General features: G+C 66.2%; 18 protein-coding genes. 7 read left to right on the forward strand and 11 right to left on the reverse strand.

The features are described from left to right. Window positions 1–26: 26 nt before the first annotated feature. Complete coding sequence (locus ACQP0C_RS00400) at window positions 27–752, forward strand: TMEM165/GDT1 family protein (protein ID WP_433729460.1); 726 nt, start codon at window positions 27–29, stop codon at window positions 750–752. Window positions 753–1,081: 329 nt separating this feature from the next. On the opposite strand, the gene ACQP0C_RS00405 is transcribed toward ACQP0C_RS00400, so the two are convergent. Both ACQP0C_RS00405 and ACQP0C_RS00410 read right to left on the reverse strand, forming a co-directional pair. Beyond that, on the reverse strand, window positions 1,082–1,762 hold the full coding sequence (locus ACQP0C_RS00405) for a TetR/AcrR family transcriptional regulator (RefSeq protein WP_433729462.1): 681 nt from the start codon (window positions 1,760–1,762) through the stop codon (window positions 1,082–1,084). Between the two features lie 35 nt (window positions 1,763–1,797). Next, the gene (locus tag ACQP0C_RS00410) at window positions 1,798–2,676 is read right to left on the reverse strand and encodes an SDR family NAD(P)-dependent oxidoreductase (RefSeq protein WP_433729464.1); all 879 of its coding nucleotides are present in this window, start codon (window positions 2,674–2,676) and stop codon (window positions 1,798–1,800) included. 176 nt (window positions 2,677–2,852) lie between these two features. Between ACQP0C_RS00410 and ACQP0C_RS00415 the strand changes: the two genes are divergently transcribed. Continuing rightward, entirely contained in the window at window positions 2,853–3,620 is a 768-nt protein-coding gene (locus tag ACQP0C_RS00415) for an SDR family NAD(P)-dependent oxidoreductase (RefSeq protein WP_433681753.1), read from the forward strand. A gap of 56 nt (window positions 3,621–3,676) precedes the next feature. Here the strand turns inward: ACQP0C_RS00415 and ACQP0C_RS00420 are convergent, their stop codons facing one another. From ACQP0C_RS00420 to ACQP0C_RS00440, 5 genes are all read right to left on the reverse strand, one after another. Beyond that, complete coding sequence (locus ACQP0C_RS00420; RefSeq protein ID WP_433729466.1) at window positions 3,677–4,495, reverse strand: methyltransferase domain-containing protein; 819 nt, start codon at window positions 4,493–4,495, stop codon at window positions 3,677–3,679. A 91-nt stretch (window positions 4,496–4,586) separates the two neighbouring features. Beyond that, window positions 4,587–5,078 carry an N-acetyltransferase family protein gene (locus tag ACQP0C_RS00425; RefSeq protein WP_433729468.1) on the reverse strand — a complete coding sequence of 164 codons (492 nt, stop codon included), beginning with the start codon at window positions 5,076–5,078 and terminating at the stop codon, window positions 4,587–4,589. Between the two features lie 37 nt (window positions 5,079–5,115). After that, window positions 5,116–5,352 (reverse strand): hypothetical protein, encoded by a 237-nt coding sequence (locus ACQP0C_RS00430; RefSeq protein WP_433729470.1) that lies wholly within the window; start codon window positions 5,350–5,352, stop codon window positions 5,116–5,118. A 106-nt stretch (window positions 5,353–5,458) separates the two neighbouring features. Beyond that, the gene (locus ACQP0C_RS00435; RefSeq protein ID WP_354958651.1) at window positions 5,459–5,986 is read right to left on the reverse strand and encodes a peptidase; all 528 of its coding nucleotides are present in this window, start codon (window positions 5,984–5,986) and stop codon (window positions 5,459–5,461) included. 179 nt (window positions 5,987–6,165) lie between these two features. Further along, complete coding sequence (locus ACQP0C_RS00440; RefSeq protein WP_433734812.1) at window positions 6,166–6,789, reverse strand: superoxide dismutase; 624 nt, start codon at window positions 6,787–6,789, stop codon at window positions 6,166–6,168. A 263-nt stretch (window positions 6,790–7,052) separates the two neighbouring features. Between ACQP0C_RS00440 and msrA the strand changes: the two genes are divergently transcribed. Next, on the forward strand, window positions 7,053–7,760 hold the full coding sequence (gene msrA / locus ACQP0C_RS00445; protein ID WP_433729472.1) for a peptide-methionine (S)-S-oxide reductase MsrA: 708 nt from the start codon (window positions 7,053–7,055) through the stop codon (window positions 7,758–7,760). A gap of 53 nt (window positions 7,761–7,813) precedes the next feature. Here the strand turns inward: msrA and ACQP0C_RS00450 are convergent, their stop codons facing one another. Next, entirely contained in the window at window positions 7,814–8,425 is a 612-nt protein-coding gene (locus ACQP0C_RS00450) for a hypothetical protein (protein WP_433729474.1), read from the reverse strand. 574 nt (window positions 8,426–8,999) lie between these two features. Between ACQP0C_RS00450 and ACQP0C_RS00455 the strand changes: the two genes are divergently transcribed. The 4 genes from ACQP0C_RS00455 to ACQP0C_RS00470 all read left to right on the forward strand — a co-directional run bounded on the left by ACQP0C_RS00455 (window position 9,000) and on the right by ACQP0C_RS00470 (window position 12,364). Next, window positions 9,000–9,371 carry a rhodanese-like domain-containing protein gene (locus tag ACQP0C_RS00455; RefSeq protein ID WP_433729476.1) on the forward strand — a complete coding sequence of 124 codons (372 nt, stop codon included), beginning with the start codon at window positions 9,000–9,002 and terminating at the stop codon, window positions 9,369–9,371. Between the two features lie 21 nt (window positions 9,372–9,392). Next, complete coding sequence (locus tag ACQP0C_RS00460; protein ID WP_433729478.1) at window positions 9,393–10,433, forward strand: DUF4328 domain-containing protein; 1,041 nt, start codon at window positions 9,393–9,395, stop codon at window positions 10,431–10,433. Then, window positions 10,430–11,197: a glycerophosphodiester phosphodiesterase gene (locus ACQP0C_RS00465; protein ID WP_354958655.1), complete on the forward strand. Its 768-nt coding sequence runs from the start codon at window positions 10,430–10,432 to the stop codon at window positions 11,195–11,197. The genes ACQP0C_RS00460 and ACQP0C_RS00465 overlap by 4 nt, the downstream gene beginning before the upstream one ends. A gap of 243 nt (window positions 11,198–11,440) precedes the next feature. After that, complete coding sequence (locus tag ACQP0C_RS00470; RefSeq protein ID WP_433729481.1) at window positions 11,441–12,364, forward strand: DUF5926 family protein; 924 nt, start codon at window positions 11,441–11,443, stop codon at window positions 12,362–12,364. A 295-nt stretch (window positions 12,365–12,659) separates the two neighbouring features. Here the strand turns inward: ACQP0C_RS00470 and ACQP0C_RS00475 are convergent, their stop codons facing one another. The 3 genes from ACQP0C_RS00475 to ACQP0C_RS00485 form a co-directional block, all read right to left on the reverse strand. Then, window positions 12,660–13,208: a ferritin gene (locus ACQP0C_RS00475; RefSeq protein WP_354958657.1), complete on the reverse strand. Its 549-nt coding sequence runs from the start codon at window positions 13,206–13,208 to the stop codon at window positions 12,660–12,662. Window positions 13,209–13,279: 71 nt separating this feature from the next. Then, the gene (locus ACQP0C_RS00480; RefSeq protein WP_433729483.1) at window positions 13,280–13,834 is read right to left on the reverse strand and encodes a ferritin; all 555 of its coding nucleotides are present in this window, start codon (window positions 13,832–13,834) and stop codon (window positions 13,280–13,282) included. A 10-nt stretch (window positions 13,835–13,844) separates the two neighbouring features. Further along, window positions 13,845–15,293: an LCP family protein gene (locus ACQP0C_RS00485; RefSeq protein ID WP_433729485.1), complete on the reverse strand. Its 1,449-nt coding sequence runs from the start codon at window positions 15,291–15,293 to the stop codon at window positions 13,845–13,847. Window positions 15,294–15,369 lie beyond the last annotated feature (76 nt).

The raw sequence follows: 15,369 nt of genomic DNA on the forward strand, positions 1-15,369 counted from the left end.
GCCGGAGACCCGGGAGTGCACACCACATGATCACCACGATTCTGCTGAGCGTCGGAATCGTCTTTCTCGCCGAGTTGGGTGATAAGTCCCAGCTCATGGCGTTGACGTTCGCGCTGCGCTACCGCTGGTGGGTGGTGCTCGGCGGTATCGCGACCGCGACCGCCGCGGTGCATCTGATCTCGGTCGGCGTCGGATACTTCCTCGGTGCGGCATTGCCGACCCGGGCCATCGCACTGGTGGCCGCCATCACCTTCCTGGCCGTGGGCCTGTGGACCCTGCGCGAGCATTTCGGCGGCGATGACGCTCCAGACGTGGACCCGAAGCCGTCGCGCACGAACACCGCCCCGTACTTCGTGGTGCTCTCCGCATTCCTGCTCGCCGAACTCGGCGACCGAACCATGTTCGCCACGGCGGCACTGGCCACCGACAACAGCTGGATCGGTGTCTGGATCGGCTCGACCATCGGCATGGTCGCCGCCGACGCCCTCGCCATCGCCGTCGGCATCCTGGTTGGCAAACATCTTCCCGAACATGTCATCGGCATCGGCTCCGGTCTGCTGTTCCTCTACTTCGGCACCGCGAGCCTGCTCGCCGCGGCCATCCCCGGCATCGGCGTGCTCACCGGTGGCGCCTTGGCCATCCTCACCCCGGCCGCCGCGGGCGTCGCCCTGCTGATCCGAGAACGGCGTGCGCGCCGCACCGATCTCGTCCCGGACCAGCCAGCGCTGGAGCCCGCGGAGGAGATGCACTGACCGGTCGTCCCCGTCTGCGGCCGCCCGGCCATCCGGTACCGCAGCCGCATTTGCCCCACCCCTAGCCGTCGAGTCGCAAGGCCGACGTACTGCGCGCTGTTCGGTGACCCGGGCGGGCTGGGCGATGCATTTGGGCGTGCATCGCCGAGGCGGACACCTCCGATCGCGCTGTTCGGTGCCCGCGCGCTGACCCGGCGATGCGCTGCGCACGCCCTGACGCGCACATCGATCGCGCTGTCCAGCAACCCACCGACCGTGATGCGCTCCGGGCGCACATCCGATCCCGCCATCAGCGGCGCCAGCTCGCCGCTGCGCTGCGCACCGAGCGCTCAGGCGCGCACCCCGGAGTGCCGCAACATCGCCTCGCCGTACAGATCACCGCTGCGGCGCACCAGGTCCAACAGTGGTTCCCGGAGAGCTCGAAGTCCGGCCAGATCGTCGACGGCGATGCGTGCGGTGACCATCGCGCTGACCGCTGCGGCCAGGGTCTGGCAGGCGAAGCGCTGCTGGTCGGTGCGGGCGTCGAGGACATCGGCGATCATGGCGACAAAGGATTCCTGCAGTTGAGCGCGCCGGGCGACGGCCTTCGAACCCACCGCGTACACCTCGACGAGATAGAGCCGGGCGTACGCGGGTTCGGCGATCAACCCGTCGAAATACGCCTGCATGATCCGGCCCAACCGATCTGGATCGGCCGGGTCCGCGGTCTCCGCATCGGCTTCCGGCCCGCCGATGGCATCGGCGATATTGGCGATCAGCAGCTCGACGGCTCGCTCGTAGGCGGCCTCGAAACAATCCTCCTTGGAACGGAACTGCTCGTAGAAGGTCTCCCGCGACACCCCGGCTCGCTTGAGGATGGCCGCGACCGAGGTCCCGACGTATCCGTTCTCAACCATGGCCTCGGCCATCGCGCTCAGGATCCGCTCGCGCTGTGAAGCGATCACCTCCTCCCTCGGCAGGCCGTGTCGGCCCCGGGGGAGTTGGCGGGCGCTGCTGGCGGATTGGGTCATGCGGTGGCTCCGATAGTCGGTCGTACGGTGTCCGGCTACGCCGGTCGGTCCATTTTGCGGGGGCGGGCCGGTTGGTCGGTGGTGAAGGGCGCCTCCTCGGTCAGCGCGATTTCCAATGCCCGCGCCACCCCGCGGCGCAGCGCGATATCGATGACGCGCTGGGCGATCGGCCGGAACGGCAGCGCCACCGCCACCCACCACGGCGAAACGACCTGACGTTTGCGTCGCGCGATGGCACGCTCGACCGCATCGATCGCGGGACCGAGCGGCGCCACCCCCGAGACCGTCGATCGGCCGAGGATGGCCCGCGCGGCGGCAGTGCCGAAACCGCGCGAGGTCATATCGGTATCGAGTTCGGCGAAATACGCGACCCCGACCTTGGCCCCGGTGTGCCTGATCTCATGGCGCAACGTATTGCCGAGCGCCTCCACTCCGGCCTTCGACGCGCTGTACGCCCCGACCAGCGGCAGGTTCACCGCGGCCGCCAGCGACGAGACGACCAGGGCGTAGCCATTCGGATGGCAGATGTGCGGTCCCGCCGCGCGCAGCGTGTAGTAGACACCGAGCACATTGACCGCAAGCGTCTCCTCCATGACCTCCGGATCCCCGCCGAGCAGCGCCAATTGCTTGGCCACCCCGGCATTGGCCACCACCACATCCAGTCCGCCGAGCTCATTGACCAGCGTGCTCACCACGCGCTCGACCTGCAGATGATCGGCGATATCGCAATACCGCCAGGGCGCGTCCCCGCATTCGCGCGCCACTTCGGCGAGCAGGTCGGCCTCCAGGCCGAGTAGGGCGACCTTGGCCCCTTTCGCGTGCAACTGGCGCGCCAATGCGGCACCGATACCGCGCGCCGCTCCGGTGATCAAGATCCGGCGCCCGGCCACGGACGCGGCGGAAAACAGCTTCATACCAGCGACGATACCACCGGTGAACATATATGTTCGCAAATAATTTTCTGTTCACTCGACCACGTTGTGCGCGGTGGTCTCCGGGTGTCAGGGAGCCGTGACCGGGCTCTCACCCGGGACCCGTTAGGGTGCAATTGACGAAGGGCCAACTGGCTGTCACGAACGAGAGGACCATCGTGGAGATTTCGGGTTCCGCCGCCATCATCACCGGAGGCGCATCCGGCCTCGGCGCCGCCACTGCCAAGCGTTTCGCCGATCTCGGCGCAACCGTCTTCGGACTCGACGTACCGCAATCCATCGAGCGCGCCGGGGACAATGTGCCCGACGGCGTCACCCTGATCCCGGCCGACGTCACCAGCAACGACGAGGTTTCCGCCGCGATCGCGAAGGTCGTGGAATCCGGTGTGCCGCTGCGCATCGTGGTGAACTGCGCTGGTGTCGGCTGGGCCGGGCGCATCTTGTCCAAGAACGGCCCGCACGATCTGGAGCTGTTCCGCACCGTCATCACCGTCAACCTGCTCGGCACCTTCAATGTCATGCGCCTGGCCGCCGACGCGATCGCCAAGACCGACACCGTCGACGAATACGGCCAGCGTGGCGTCATCATCAACACCGCCTCGGTCGCCGCGTTCGAGGGCCAGATCGGGCAGATCGCGTACTCGGCCTCCAAGGGCGGCGTCCACGGCATGACCGTCCCGGCCGCGCGTGACCTGGCGCAGTTCGGCATCCGCGTGAACACCATCGCTCCGGGCATCATCGACACCCCGATGCTCGCCGGTGTCACCGAGGAGTACCGCAAGGGCCTCGAGGCCGGTGTGCCCTTCCCGTCCCGCCTCGGCCGCCCCGACGAGTACGCCCAGCTCTCGCAGTACATCGTCGAGCACGACTACCTCAACGGCGAGACCATCCGCATGGACGGCGCCCTCCGCATGGCCCCCCGCTAATTCGCCTGCGCCGCAAGACGAACGCCCCGTCACTGGATGGCGGGGCGTTCGTCATGTCACGGCGTCGGTTTGTGGCCGATGCCCAGGAATGCCGTGGTGGACAGGGGCACATTCGGGCGGTAGTTCTCGGCGAGGTATGCGCGCATCAGCTCGGCTCGTTCGGCCCACACCTGCTCCCCGACCGTGCGCCGCATCAGCACCAGCGGCGCGCTGCTGCGCATCATGGTCTCCCACATCTCGTCGGAGCTGGCGAAAGCGAGTGCGCTGGTGTGCCGTTGGATGCTCACCCCGGCGAAGCCCGCGCTCTGCATCTCGGTGGCGAAGACCTCCGGATTCTCCAGGTTGAGGAAGTTGGGCTGGGGTTCCTGGATGGATGGGTCGGCGGCGGCGAATGCCCTGAACATCAGTCGCATGAGCGGCGACTCGGCCACCGGCGCCCAACTCGACACCACGGCGGTGGCGCCGGGACGCAGCACCCGGAACAACTCGGCGAACCCCTTGGCCCGATCCGGGAAGAACATCAGCCCGAACATCGAGAAGCCCGCGTCGAATCGGTCATCGTCGAAGGGCAGCGCCTGTCCATCGCCGACGCTCACCTCGATATTGGTCAGCCCCGCAGCCCGCGCGTCCTCGGCGAGTCGCTGGAGCATCGGCTCGGAGAAGTCGATGGCGCTCACCCGAGCCACCCGTTCGGCGGCGGGCAGGCTCAGTGTGCCCGGCCCGGCCGCGACATCCACCACATGCGAATCCGCCGACAGCCCCGCGAGTTCGAGTGCGTGCGCGGAGAACGGCGCCATGATGGCGGGGCCGAAGTCGGCGTATCCGTCGGCGACGAGATCCCAGGGTTCGGCGGCGGCAAGCGGGTTTCCAGACATCTGCTGACGATCCTTTCGACTGTCCAAGGCTAACCGTGCCGCACCCCGCAGACCCACCGACACGGGCGGATCTCGCTGCGCGCGAAGCGGATCAGATCTTGCGTTCGAAGGTGATCAGGTGATGGCCCGGTCCGTTGTAGTCGCGCACCGGGCCGGTGACGGTGAATCCGAGGTGCCGATGGAAGCCGATCGACGCGTCATTGCCGGGCGAGGTGATCGCCTTCACGATGCGCCGGTCATTCGCCCGGGCGATCGCGAAGAACCGCTCGTACAGTTCGCGCGCCAGGCCGCTCTTGCGCGACTGCGGATCGACGCCGACGAAATGGATGTAGGCCTCATCGGGTTCGGACGGCGAGAGGAAGCCGATCAGGAATCCGGCCAGCCAATCGGTCGGTTCCCGCATCCGCGTCACCGGAATCTCCGCGACCAGGCTGGTTCGATGGAAATGATCGAGGAACAACCTCGGCAGGTGCGATAACACCGAGCGCCCCCACCAGTCATCGATGACGGTTGCGATAGCGTCATAGTCATCGGCACGGGCGGCCCGGATCACCGGCCCGTTCACTTTCTGCACACTGTTCATTGCGCTCAATGGATCGCGTTGCGAGATGTTGGCCTTATCACGCTCCGCTCGCCGCGACGCCGCGAATCCAGCGCATTCCGATGCGCGCATGCGCCACCGCCGCTTCGGCGATCGCCTTGGTCACGAAATGCCCGATGGCGGTGACGACGAAGACGACCGCAATGAGGATCGGCGCCCAGGACCAGGTCAGTGCGAGCATCATGCGTTCGAAGGTGCCGCGTGGCTGGACCACCGGTTCCCAACTGTTGAGGCGAACCCGATCGAGCACATCCATGCTGCCATGATGCCGACGGGGGCTGGCCACGGACCGGTAATCCCCGGCAGCCCACCACATCTCGACAGATCCGCCACAGGATCTCCACAAGTGGAGCCGATGCCGCCTATGCGGCGAGCAGCATGGCCAGCACCGCGGTATCGGGATCGCTGATCGGGTCCAAGCCGACCCGGCTGACCAGGGAGGTGACAGTGCCGTCGGATTCCGCCTCGGCCCATGCGGCGCGATGCTCGAGTCCCAGGTGGGGGACGCCGGGCAGCAGCACACAGCCCGATGCCGCGCCCACGCATTCCGGCAGTGACGGCCTGGTCTCCGAGGGCGGATGCAGCATCAGCAGGGCTGCCGGCACATGGTCGGCGAAACGGCCGGGTGCCAGCGCCTGCTCACCGAGCACCGGCCCCTCGGCGAGGACCAGGCCGACAGTGCCGGGCGCCGGATCATCCGGTAGCTCCTCGCGCACGCCGAAAACGGTCGAGGTGGTCAGCAATCCGGGAAACGACGCCACTCGCACGGCGAGCACCAGAACCTGTGCCCATTCCTTGGTGGTATCGGGCCACCGGCCGGATATGACGAACCCCCGCAGCGATCCGCGGGCATGGAACGGCGTGATGCCGATGGGTCCATTCGTATGCATGATGCCTCCCGTCATGGAACCGGGGGCGGCGTTGCCCGTCCTCGAACTGTGGATTCCCGAGAATGCGCCAGAACTCACCTGGCACACAAGTACCAAAGAGTGCCAGAGCTCCGAAAACACATCGGGCCCGCGAACCGCCGCCGGGTTGGCGGGGTTCGCGGGCCCGAAGGCGAGCTGATTCAGCCGAAGATGAGGCCCTTGGCCTGGCCGATGGCGCGGGCGAAGCGCTCCTGCACGTCTTCCCAGTTGACGACGTTCCAGAACGCGGTGACGTAGTCCGCCTTGACGTTCTTGTACTGCAGGTAGAAGGCGTGCTCCCACATGTCGACCTGCAGCAGCGGGATGATGCCGAGCGGCACATTGGCCTGCTGGTCGTAGAGCTGGAAGGTCAGCAGCTTCTGGCCGAGGGTGTCATAGCCGAGCACCGCCCAGCCGGAGCCCTGCAGGCCGTTGGCCGCGGCGGTGAACTGCGCGCGGAACTTGTCGAACGAACCGAACTGGTCGTCGATCGCGGCGGCCAGCTCGCCGACCGGCTTATCGCCACCGTTGGGGGACAGGTTCTTCCACCAGATCGAGTGGTTGACGTGGCCGCCCAGGTGGAAGGCCAGGTTCTTCTCGTTCAGGAAGATGGCGGCGTGGTCGCTCGCCTCGCGAGCGGCCTCGAGCTTCTCCAGTGCCGCGTTGACGCCCGCGACGTAGGCAGCGTGGTGCTTGGAATGATGAATCTCGTTGATCTGCCCGGAGATATGGGGCTCCAGGGCGCTGTAGTCGTAATCCAGATCTGGCAACGTGTACTCAGCCACGATGTCCCTTCCTAATGTCGGGCTGGGTGCGCCCTCGTCGTCGAGCACATCCAACCATCATTCGTACACCCGAACGGTTCCAACCTCACCCTGTGCCCCCTCATTCCGGTTGCCTTCGCAACAACCGATTTTCGTGAGCACCCGGGTAACTCGTCGGGAATGGGCTAACTCTGCCATCTACCCCACCGGCGGTCCGGTATCGACGTGATGGGGTACCAAACTCGTCGGCCAAAAGATTCGGGAAGGCGGACTAGCATCGAACCATGTCGTGGTACGACGAACTGGTCGGACGCTTCCGTCTGCCCGAGCCGGTCATGGTTACGCCGGAGCAGGCCTTGCCCGGACGCCCCGACCCAATCCCGGTGCCAGTTACCCATTATGTGAACGGTCACCCGATCCATCCGCCATTTTCAGAAGACCTGCAGGTCGCGGTGCTGGCGATGGGCTGCTTCTGGGGCGCGGAGCAGCAATTCTGGCGACTCGACGGGGTGTACACGACCGCGGTCGGCTACGTCGGCGGGTACACGCCGAACCCGACCTACAAACAGGTGTGCAGCGGACGAACCGGCCACACCGAATCCGTGCTGATCGTCTTCGATCCGGCCGTCATCGACTACGGCGCCGTACTGCGGCAATTCTGGGAGAACCACGACCCGACTCAGGGCATGCGACAGGGCAACGACCGCGGCACCCAATACCGCTCGGCGATCTTCACCGTCGATCCGGCGCAGGCACAGCTCGCGCACAGCACCGCGCAGGTCTACGGCGAGCGGCTCGCGGCAGTGGGCTACGGCGAAATCACCACCGAGATCACCGATCTGCCCGGACAGGGCGCGACGGATCCGCGGCATGCGCTGCCCGGGTTCTACTACGCCGAGAGCTACCACCAGCAGTACCTCGCGAAGAATCCGGGCGGCTATTGCCCGGTGCATGCCACCGGTGTCAGCTGTCCGGTCGGTTCGGGGGCCTGAAATAAGACCGCACACCCGGTGACCGGGTGTGCGGTAGGCGATTTCGACGATGCTTATAGCTGCGGCACGATTCCGGGGCGCATGGTCCGCGGATCGCCCGCGTCATGCGCCTGCCACCAGCGCACCCCACCCGCGATGAATTTCGGCAGCGCAATCTCGGTGCCGTTCGCGTCGTGAATCGTCATGCCGTCGAACCAGACTCGTACGTCGAGTTCGCGCGGATCGATGCCTTCCTCCTGGGAGAACTCCAGCACGTGCGCGGAGGCGTGCGAGTCGATCTTGGTGTCGAAGCTGAGCAGTTCACTCCAGTGCACCCAGCCGCTGTCGTCCAGATCAATGAATTCCCAGCCGTGCAGCCGTCCGCCGCCGAAGCTGCGGATCGCCTTGTCCAGGCCGTCCAGTTGCAGCGGCAGCACCGTGGGGGCCAGATCGTCCCAATGCTGGGTGCGCAGCGACGCCGCGACCCGGCTGACCCCGGTAAACGTCAACGTCACGCGATAGTCCTGCGGTGCGGGTCCCTCGACCGGCAGCGTCAAAACCTCCAGATCCAGACTCAGCTCCGCGTTTTCGGTATCGACCTGCAGGCCTAGGCATGCGGCCTCGGAGAGTGCGGTGTTGAGTTCGGTCGTATCCATTCCGTCGAGAAGCCCCCTGCTCACGTCCATGCATCCAGGCTACCGACATCACCTACGGGAACCCGGTATTTCAGTCTTTCGCCGGTGTTCTCGTTTCTACGGAACCGATCGGCGATGAGCGGCGTCCAAGTAGGTATCGGGACCTGCACGGCCTCAGTTCCCGAAGCTGCGGCGAATGACCGCTCCGGGATGGCAAGGAGGGGAGTCTCGGATCGGTCGTTCGTACCGCCGGCGCTGGCCATCGAGTCGCTCGGAAGATTCGTCGACGGATTGTCAGCAACCTGGGTCGATGACGTCAACGATCCGATGACAGATCGCATCATCCGTCGTAGATCGAATTCTCCAGGCATTTCCTTGATAGCCAAAGGCTGTGAATCGTGTGCTGTTCGATAGCTGGGGCCTGTGGATCAAGTTGTGGATTATGTGGATAACTTCGACCGAGATATGCACAAGCGACCCCGGAGCGGGGCGGTGGACCGGATCCGGAAGCACAGAACATACCTGAGGTAACGTGCCGATGTCGAGGCCGTGAAGTACCAACCCATCCCCCGCGCAGCGGGCCCGGAACTCCCCCGCGGTGCGCCACCCATGGCAGGATCGAAGCGTGACGAGCCCCGAAGTGTCGTCGGTGCCGGTGGAAGCCGTGCCGGGCGAATTCGATCAGACCGAGCGTGTCGCCGCGGACGCGCCGCGGCTGATTCTGCTCGATGTGCGCGAAGACGACGAATGGGACCTGGGACACGCACCGGGAGCGATCCACATCCCGATGGTCGATGTGCCCGCACGGGTGGACGAGCTGGATTACGACGCCCAGCTGTATGTGGTCTGCCGCCAGGGCGGTCGGTCCTTCGAGGTGGTCAAGTACTTGACGTACATCGGATATGAGGCGATCAACGTCAGCGGTGGCATGGTGGCTTGGCAGCGGGCGGGCCGTCCGCTGATCGCGGACGGCGATCACCAGGCGAAGATCTACTGAGGCGAGAGAGTAAGGGGCGCCATGAGTACGGTGGTACAACCTTGTGCGCGCTGTGGCGCGCGCTGGGCCGTGCAGACGACCCCGATGCACTGGTGCCCGCGCTGCCGCGGCGTGCTGTTGTCACCGGCGCCCATCGATGCCCCCGCCGAGCGGCGTAATTACCGGTGGGTGGCGCGCCGCCCCGATCAGCGCACCCGCAGGCCGAGCTCGAGCAGACCGCGGCCGTCTTTGGAAACTCCGCGCTATCAGCAGATTCCGCGCTGGGGTCTGCTGGATCCGCCGGTCGAAACCGCCGACGAGGTCCAGCGGCCGTTGGACCGGTTGACGAAGCGGTCCGGTGCGCTACTCATCGCCACCGCGGCGGTATTCGCGATCGCCGCCTGCGCGGAACTCGGACGCTACCTGATTCTGCTGCGCAATCGCACCCGCTTGATCCCGTCGCTACTGCTGCACTTCTCCGATGTGATGGTGTGGCTGTCCGCACTGGTCGGCCTGGTACTCGGATTGGTCTGCGCGCTCGCCATGCTCGGCTGGTTGATCGAGACGCGTCGAACCGCCTTTGCCGAGGCCGGACGGCGTGACCCGCGGTCGGTCCGAATGCTCGCGCTCGGCTGTCTGATTCCGGTGGTGAATCTGTTGTGGCCCGGCGTTTTTCTCACCGAGCTGGTCACCGTGCGCGCCGACCCTCGTGCGCTGCGGGCCGTGCGCATCTGGTGGCTCGGATGGCTGCTCGGCGCGGTGTGTACGGTGGCGGCGCTGCTGTGGCGGACCGCGGATTCCCTGCAGGCCAAGGCGGATGGTGTGCTGTTCACCGCGTTCACCGATCTCGTCGCCGCGGGGGTCGCGGTGCTCACCCTCTGGGTGCAGCGGTCGATCACCGGTCGTGATCTGTTCGGCCGCACCAGGATCGCGCGCCGGTGGGTGATGGCGGTCGACCCTGTGGTGCCGGTGATCGAACCCGTGCAGCCGGGGGGCGCCGTGAAAGAGCCAGCCGGCGAGCCGGTGGACGCGCCCGAGACAACTACACCGCACCGTGAGCACGAGGAGGTTTTGGCCAAGTGAGCCAGGGCAGTCGCGCACCGTTCGTCGTCGCGCACCGGGGAGCCTCGGCGGCGCGCCCGGAACATACGCTCGCCGCTTACGAGCTGGCCCTACAGGAGGGCGCCGATGGCGTGGAGTGTGATGTCCGGTTGACCAGGGACGGGCACCTGGTCTGCGTGCACGACCGCACCGTCGACCGGACCTCATCGGGCACCGGACTGGTCAGCGAGTTGACCCTCGACGAGCTCAAGGGCCTCGACTTCGGTGCGGCGGGCGAACCGGCTTCGGTGCTCACCCTCAGCGAATTGATCGAGCTGGTCCTCGATTGGCGCAGCAGGCCGACCAAGCTGTTCATCGAGACCAAACATCCGGTGCGCTATGGCGCGCTGGTGGAGAACAAGCTGCTCGCCGAACTCCAGCGCTTCGGCATCGCCACTCCCGCCTCCGCCGATCACTCCCGCGCGGTCGTCATGTCCTTCGCGGCGACCGCGGTCTGGCGGATCCGCCGTTCCGCCCCGCTGCTGCCGACGGTGCTACTCGGCGAATCATCGCGCTACCTGGGCGGCGGTGCGGCGACCACGGTCGGCGCCACCGCTGTCGGCCCCTCGGTGAAAACTCTGCGCGAGCATCCGGACCTGGTCGACAAGGCCGCCGCGGCGGGCCGCGCCACCTACTGCTGGACCGTCGACGATCCCGACGATGTGCGCCTGTGCGCCGATCTCGGCGTCAGCTGGGTCGCCACCAACCACCCGGCCCGCACCAAGGCGCTGCTGGCGGCCGCCTGAGTCGAATTGGTTCGGCCGCATAGTCTTTCGTCGCAACCCGGCCACCGCGGGGCGACTGTTACGAGCGATCGTTCGCGGCCGGGCGACGATACGGCCATCGATTCTGTCGCGCGAAGTCACGGCCAGCTATGGCAGCCGAGTCGTCGAGGGATCGGGTGCCACGAACACCCAGCGCGTAGCGCTGCAAATGACTCAGAGCGGCGCGCGGCACATATCGAGCCGCACCATGTAGTTTGACCTGCCGTGGGTAAAAGCAAGCGCAATAGTCCGAAGCCCGGAGGGAACCGGGCCCAGCGTCTCGCCGAGCGGCGGGCCGCCCAGGAACAGCAGGCAGCGCAGGCCGTCACGCGCCCGTTCCAGGGGCTGGCCGCCGAATGCGATCTCGTGGCGCTGCGCGAGTTCGTGCCGTCGGCGACCGCGACGCTGAAGCTATCGGCCGATATCGCGGCGGAGCGTTCCGTCGTACTGGCCACGGTGCTGCCGGGTGCGGTCGCCGGACTGGTGCGGGCGGGCGAGCCGCCGACCGGGTACGTCGCCGCGCAGATGCAGTTCCAGGGTGCGGATCCGGCCGCCGATCTCGCGGCCGCCATCCTGTGGACGCAGTCCGCCGAACCGGGCGAATCGCTGACCGCGGCCGAAAGTGTCGCGGGCGGACCGCGATTGGCCGATGTGATCGACGCCGACGCGGCACTGGAGCTGACCGTGCACCAGGACTTCGACTGGTGGGTGCCCGAGGGCGTAGAGCCCGATCCGCAGGTCGCCGCGAGCATCGAACAGGCCAAACAGGCGATCATGCCCTCGGCGCGACTGGATCTCGGTCCGGATGCCATCGGCGCCGCCTGGTGGGTCGACGCCGGTGAGAAGGCGCATGTGCGCTGGGTTCGTCCGGAGCACGAGGACGATCTGATGCTGGCGCTGGCCCGACTGCACGCCGCGGGCGGATTGCATCTCGGCGAAGGTTCACGTTTCGCGGGTTCGTTCCGCACGCACGGCCTGCTGGTGCCGGTTTTCGATCTGGACCCCGAATCGCATGCCAGCGAGTGGACCAAACCGGCCATCGAGTTCGGTGAGCGACTCGCGGCGGCGCTGGCCGATACCGCTGCGCTCTCGGCGGACGAGCGTCGCTCCCGCGACGGACTGCGGTCTCGTCAGGTCACCCTTCGGTGATTCGAAAAAATCACAGAGAATTTTGTGAAACACCCTCATTTCTAATCAAGCTCGGTTAGGTTCACTGCATCACCGAAAGCTGGTGGTGGTGAGGGACAGCCTCACCGAATGATGAGGAAAGTAGGGAACACCATGGACGCCATTCTCACGCTGCTCAAGACACTGCTCAGCACCATGAGTGCCAAGTAAGGCGTATTGCTGATAGCAGGGGTTGCGTGCCCCGCGTTCCAATAACAGCGACAGGGTCGGCTCGTCGCGACGGGCCGACCCTGATTTCGCTTTCGAAAATCGCGGACTAAATGCTGCCACCCGCCGCGGACGGAGCACCGGAAGTATCGCTCGGACCGCTCATTTCGCGGGCAATGAAATCCTCCAGGTCGAACAGGTTCGACCCGGCGCGATCGGCGATGGTGAGCAGGGTTGTCATATTGGCGACCTCTTCCACCTGCTCCTTCAGGAACCACTGCATGAACTGTTCACCGAGGTAATCGCCCTCTTCGCGGGCCGTGCTCGCCAATTGGATGATCTGATCGGTGACATTCTTTTCCTGCGCGAGGGCCAGCGCGATCGGTTCGCGGGCGTTCTCGAAATGGGATTTCGCGGGGTCGATACCGGAAAGTTCGACGCTGATATCCCGATCGAGAAAGTACTGCACGATCATCATTGCGTGATTGCGCTCTTCGACCGCCTGCGCATAGAAACGCTTGGCCAGCTGTGGCAGATCCGCATTGTCGAACCACACCGCGATCGCGATGTATTGATGTTCGGCATTGAATTCATGCCGGATCTGGTCGTGGAGCAGGCCGTGGAATTTGCTGCGGGGGGACTCCGGATGGCTGGACATAGTTGCGACATTAGCGCTGGTCAGTCCGCGTGTCATCCAAGTGCAGCCTTATTGAGGCTAGTGTTGCCTAATTAATTTCGGCGCGCGCCCGCCATTTTTGGTGCGGTCATGTCGGCGCGCGGTGTGGTGCGCAGCTCGCGCGAGATGAAGTCCTCGACATCGAACAGATCGCCCGCCGCACGGTCGATCACCGTCAGCAACGTGGTCATCCCGGCGACATCCTCCACCTGTTCCCTGAGGAACCACTGGATGAACTGCTCGCCGAGATAGTCGCCCGCGGCGCGGGCGGTCCGGGCCAATTCGGAGATCTGCGCGTTGCGGGCGCGCTCGGATTCCAACAGGAACACGATGGCCCCACGCGGCGATTCGAAGGTGGGTTGCACGTTATCGAGGCCGCCCACCTGCACCTCCAGATCGCGATCCAACAGGTGCTGCACCATGCGCAGCGCGTGCGAGCGGTGCTCGTCGGACTTGCCGTAGCTGTGTTTTGCCAACTGCGGCAGGCGATTCGAATCGAAGTAGACGGCCGCGGCCAGATACTGCTGCGCGGCGGTCAAGCCACGACGGACCTGGTCGCGCAGCATCGCGGGGAAGGGCTGGTCTGCGTCGGTGTCGATGTCGGGCATGGACCCGACGCTACCTCGTCAGCAGATCTTCCGGAATCGCTTGGTCCTTGGCGATGTCGTCGAAGAATTGGCCCGCCTTCTGCTTATCCCACAGCAGCACGTTTCCGCTGTCGGTATCGGTGAACCCGCCGATCGGAACGGTGGTCGCCACCGTATCGCCGCGCATTGCCCAGCCGAGCTGGCCGAGATTCCAGATGTGATCGCCCTTGTCGACCTTCAGTGATTTCGCGGTATCGCGGGCCAGCGGCCACAGTGTGAACGGGTTGGCCAGCGTGCCAGCGCTCGTCACCTTCTTCAGCAGGGCGGCCATGAACAGGCGCTGGTGGTTCATCCGGTCGATATCGGCGAGGGCGGTCGCGCGACTGCGCACGAAACCCAGTGCCTGCGGGCCGTCCAGCGTCTGACACCCGGCCTGCAGATTGATGCCGGCGAGCGGATCGTCGATGGCCTTCGGCACGCAGATATCGATGCCGCCGAGCGTGTCGACGATGCCAGCGAATCCGCCGAAGCCGATCTGCGCGTAGTGATCGATTCGCACTCCGGTGGCGGTCTCGACGGTCTGCACCAGCAGCGGCGCACCGCCAAAGGCGAAGGCGGCGTTGAGCTTGTCCTTGCCGTGGCCCGGAATGCTGACGTAGGAATCGCGAGGCAGGCTGACCAGAGTGGTCGCACCCGATTTCGGGATGTGCACCAGCATGATCGTGTCGGTGCGCTCCGGCCCGACCTCACCGCCGGTGGCCAGCGCCTGCTCCTCTTCGGAGGTCAGCCCGGCCCGGCCGTCGGAGCCGACGAGCAGCCAGTTGGTGCCGGGAGTATCGCCGATGCGGCCGGTGTAATTCGCGAGCGCGTCGATCCGATTCAGTGAACCGTCGAGTTTGACGATCGCGCCGACCACCGCGAGCACCAACACCACCAACAGCACGAGGAACCAGCGGAACAGGTGCAGCTTGCGGCGGCGGCGGGGCGGACGCGGTTCGCGCTCCCGGCGCGACGGTGGCAATGAGGGCGGGGGCGGCGGTGGTACCTCGCGGCGCGAGCGCAACTGCTGCGGATCCCGATACGGCTGCGGCTGCTGCGGCGGTGCGTACCCGGGCACACCACGGGGGTGGGGGTCGCGGAACGGCTGCGGCTGCTGAGTTGGCGCGTGCGTAGGCCCTGGCCTGCGGGTCGGCGGTGGCATCCGCGTCGCGGCGGGCTCCGGCGGCACCTGGGAATATGCCAGTGGTGGGGCGTGGGTCGAGCCGTCGCGTCGGATCACCTTGGTGCGTTCGACGCGCCCGGGGTCGTGTCCGGGTTGGTGCGGTTCGCGACGACCCGGGGGCTGGTGGTGCGGATCGCGGCCCGGAGCCGGGTTGTGCGGTTCGCGTCGCTGCGGTGGCTTGGACGGCGCACCCGGGTTTGCGAAGGGTTGCGGCACCCGCCGCGTCCGCTCGTAGCGGTGGGGGTCGTCGCCGTTCATCATTCTGACTTTACTGATCGTGGGCCGTCGGGGGGCTTGACGAGCGGCCGAAGGTTCGCTCGCTCGAATGAGCGCT

This window comes from Nocardia sp. CA-129566 (assembly GCF_050956075.1).
Lineage (GTDB): Bacteria > Actinomycetota > Actinomycetes > Mycobacteriales > Mycobacteriaceae > Nocardia.

What these genes read in the sequence shown, in the direction of transcription:
- ACQP0C_RS00400 (WP_433729460.1), top strand. Translation starts at nt 27, where the DNA reads ATGATCACCACGATTCTGCTGAGCGTCGGAATCGTCTTTCTCGCCGAG.
- ACQP0C_RS00405 (WP_433729462.1), bottom strand. Translation starts at nt 1,762, where the DNA reads ATGACCCAATCCGCCAGCAGCGCCCGCCAACTCCCCCGGGGCCGACAC.
- ACQP0C_RS00410 (WP_433729464.1), bottom strand. Translation starts at nt 2,676, where the DNA reads ATGAAGCTGTTTTCCGCCGCGTCCGTGGCCGGGCGCCGGATCTTGATC.
- ACQP0C_RS00420 (WP_433729466.1), bottom strand. Translation starts at nt 4,495, where the DNA reads ATGTCTGGAAACCCGCTTGCCGCCGCCGAACCCTGGGATCTCGTCGCC.
- ACQP0C_RS00425 (WP_433729468.1), bottom strand. Translation starts at nt 5,078, where the DNA reads ATGAACAGTGTGCAGAAAGTGAACGGGCCGGTGATCCGGGCCGCCCGT.
- ACQP0C_RS00430 (WP_433729470.1), bottom strand. Translation starts at nt 5,352, where the DNA reads ATGGATGTGCTCGATCGGGTTCGCCTCAACAGTTGGGAACCGGTGGTC.
- ACQP0C_RS00435 (WP_354958651.1), bottom strand. Translation starts at nt 5,986, where the DNA reads ATGCATACGAATGGACCCATCGGCATCACGCCGTTCCATGCCCGCGGA.
- msrA (WP_433729472.1), top strand. Translation starts at nt 7,053, where the DNA reads ATGTCGTGGTACGACGAACTGGTCGGACGCTTCCGTCTGCCCGAGCCG.
- ACQP0C_RS00450 (WP_433729474.1), bottom strand. Translation starts at nt 8,425, where the DNA reads ATGGACGTGAGCAGGGGGCTTCTCGACGGAATGGATACGACCGAACTC.
- ACQP0C_RS00460 (WP_433729478.1), top strand. Translation starts at nt 9,393, where the DNA reads ATGAGTACGGTGGTACAACCTTGTGCGCGCTGTGGCGCGCGCTGGGCC.
- ACQP0C_RS00475 (WP_354958657.1), bottom strand. Translation starts at nt 13,208, where the DNA reads ATGTCCAGCCATCCGGAGTCCCCCCGCAGCAAATTCCACGGCCTGCTC.
- ACQP0C_RS00480 (WP_433729483.1), bottom strand. Translation starts at nt 13,834, where the DNA reads ATGCCCGACATCGACACCGACGCAGACCAGCCCTTCCCCGCGATGCTG.
- ACQP0C_RS00485 (WP_433729485.1), bottom strand. Translation starts at nt 15,293, where the DNA reads ATGAACGGCGACGACCCCCACCGCTACGAGCGGACGCGGCGGGTGCCG.